The 3,083-nt window shown below is 74.1% G+C and carries 1 protein-coding gene; it reads right to left on the bottom strand.

Translation table 11 applies throughout. The features are described 5' to 3' along the window. The coding region (locus QH283_RS29695) for an amino acid adenylation domain-containing protein (protein ID WP_280506221.1) at positions 1-3,083 on the bottom strand (3,083 nt) is incomplete at both ends.

Here is a 3,083-nt window from a genome sequence, read left to right as displayed (position 1 = left end):
CCCCCGGGCAGCGCGGCCCCGGGCCGCGGGTGGCGGGCGCGCTGGCCGCGGGCGTTGCGCGCCCGCGCGCCCCGCGCCACCACCGCGGCGGGCACCATGTACGGCGGCAACGCGGCCCTGGCGTGCGAGAGCAGCGCGCCGGGCACCACGACGGCGCCCTCCTCGGGCACCACGTAGGCCACCAGCCGCTCGCCCGCGGGCGCCTGCACGACCGAGACCGCGGCGTGGCGCACCGCCTCGTGGCCGAGCAGCACCGCCTCGATCTCACCGAGCTCGATCCGCTGGCCGCGCAGCTTGACCTGGAAGTCGCTGCGGCCCAGGTACTCCAGCACCGCGCGGCCGTCCTGGTCGCGCCGCCAGCGCACCACGTCGCCGGTGCGGTACATGCGCTCACCGCCGTTGCGGGCGACGAAGCGTTCGGCGGTCAGGCCGGGCGCGCCGTGGTAGCCACGCGCCAGCTGCACGCCCGCGATGTACAGCTCGCCCGCGGTGCCGTCGGGCACCGGGCGCAGCTGGCGGTCGAGCACGTGCACGCGGGTGTTGGCGACCGGGGTGCCGATCGGCACGCTCGCCCCGCCCTCGGCCGGGTCGGCCAGGTGCTCGGTGACCACGGTCGCCTCGGCCGGGCCGTACCAGTTGAGCAGGTCGACGCCGGGCAGCCGCTCGGCGAAGACCGCGGCGGTCTCGGTGGACAGGACCTCGCCCGCGGCGAACACCCGTCGCAGCGTGGTGCGCCTGCCCGGCCGGATGTCGGCGAGGAAGGCGTCGAGCATCGAGGGCACGAAATGCACCGTGGTGACGCGATGTTCGGCGACCACCCTGGCCAGGTAGGCGGGATCGCGGTGGCCGTCGGGTTCGGCGATCACCACGGCCGCGCCGGTCTGCAACGGCCAGAACAGCTCCCAGGCGGAGATGTCGAAGGTGATCGGCGTCTTGTGCAGCACCACGTCGCCGCGCTCGTGCGGGTGGGTCAGCTGGGCCCAGCGGAGCTGATTGGCCATCTGCCGGTGGGTGATGGCCACGCCCTTCGGCCTGCCGGTGGAGCCGGAGGTGTAGACGACGTAGGCCAGGTCGTCGGCGAGGGTGCGGCTGCCCGGGTGCGGCGGCGTGCCCGCCAGGTCGATGGCGTCGATCTCCACGACCGGGATGTCGGTCCGCGCGGTGAAACCGTCGCCGGAACGGGTGAGCACGCAGCTCGGGGCGGCGCCGGCGAGGACGTGCTCGTTGCGCTCGTCGGGATGGTCCGGGTCGACCGGGACGTAGGCCGCGCCGGCGCGCAGCACCGCGTAGACGGCGACCACGAGGTCGATGCCGCGGCGCATGGCCACCGCGACCAGTTCCCTCGGCGCCACCCCGAGATCGGCCAGCGCGGTGGCCAGCACCCGGGAGCGGCGGTCGAGCTCGGCGTAGTCGAGCACGCTGTCGCCCTCGATGAGCGCGGTGGCCCTCGGGGTGCGGGCGACCTGCTCGTCGAACAGCCGCAGCAGGGTGGCGTCGTCGAGCAGTTCGGGCACCACGGTGGAGTTGCGGGCGAACAGCGCGGCCCGCTCGTCGGCCAGCAGTGCGTCGACCTCGCCGACGCGGGCGTGCGGCACCGCGACGAACTTGCCGATCAACGCGGCCAGGCGCGCGGCCAGCGTCTGGGCGGCCTCCGGCTCGAACAGGTCGCGCAGGTACTTGAGCTGCACCCGCAGCTGGTCACCGAGGGCGACGATCACCGTCACCGGGTAGTGCGTGCCGTCGGTGACGTGCACGCCGCTGACCCGCATGCCGTCGATCTCGCTGATCCGGCGCAGCCCCTCGGCGTCGACCGGGTAGGACTCGAAGACCACCAGCGAGTCGAACAGCGACTCCAGGCCGATCGCCTCCTGGATCTCGCTCAGGCCGACGTGGTGGTGGTCCAACAGCACGGTCTGCTCGTCCTGCACGGTGCGCAGCAGCTCGTCCAGGCTGCTGGTCGGGGTGAGACGCACCCGCACCGGCGCAGCGTTGAGGAACAGGCCGACCATGGTCTCCACGCCGTCCAGGTCGGCGGGCCTGCCCGAGACGGTGGCGCCGAAGACCACGTCGTCACGGTCGGTGCTGCGCCCGACGAGCAGCGCCCACGCGGTCTGCACCACCGTGTTGACGGTGACGCCGACGCGGGCGGCCAGCTTGGTCAGCGCCTCGGTCTGGGCGGTGGACATGGCGAAGCCCGCCTCGCCGATGCCCGCGGAGATCTCGTGCCCCGGCCGGGGAGCGAGCAGGGTGGGCTCGGTGACGCCCGCCAGCGCCGACTTCCACGCCGCCAGCGCCGCCTCGCGGTCCTGGCGCGCGAGCCAGGTCAGGTAGTCACGGTAGGGCCGCACCGGCGGCAGCTCCCGCGAGTGCGGGCCGAAGGCGTAGCCGGTGAGCAGCTCGCGCAACAGCAGCGGCACCGACCAGCCGTCGATGAGGATGTGGTGGCTGGTGACCACGAGGTGGTAGCGCTCCGGCGAGGTGCGCAGCAGCGTGAAGCGCAGCAGCGGCGCGGTGCGCGGATCGAAATGCTGTGCCAGCTCGGCGTTCTCGATGCGCTCGGCCTCGGCGGCGATCACCGCCGGGTCGAGGTGGTCCAGCGCGATCTGCCGCCACGGCGCCTCCACCCGCGCGGGCACGACCTGCACGGTGGTGCCGTCGGCGGTCTCGGCGAAGGCGACCCGCAGGTTGGCGTGCCGGTCGAGCACCGCCTGGGCGGCGGCGCGCAGCCTCGGCGCGTCGACCGGGCCGTCCAGGTCGAGCACGAATTGGAGCATGTACGGGTCGATGGAGGCGTCGGCCAGCAGGGCGTGGAACAGCATGCCCGATTGCAGCGCGGTCATCGGCCACACGTCGGCCGGGTCGGCGTAGATCTCGGCGAACCGGTCCAGGTCGGCCTGGGACAGGCGCACCAGACGGAAGTCCGATGGCGTGTGCCCGCCCGCGCCGGGACGGGCGCCGTGCTCGGCCAGGCCGCCGAGTGCGCGCACCCAGTGTTCGGCGAATCCGCGGACCTGCTCGGCGGTGAAGGCCGCCGCCGCGAAGTCGAAGCGGGCGAGCAGGCCCTTGCCGGTGGCCTCGAACAG

Origin of the sequence: Nocardia farcinica, from assembly GCF_029867845.1 — a bacterium.
GTDB classification, from domain to species: domain Bacteria; phylum Actinomycetota; class Actinomycetes; order Mycobacteriales; family Mycobacteriaceae; genus Nocardia; species Nocardia farcinica_A.
The sequence above is the reverse complement of the archived record's forward strand: the minus strand, read 5'-3'. Positions and strand labels throughout refer to the sequence as shown.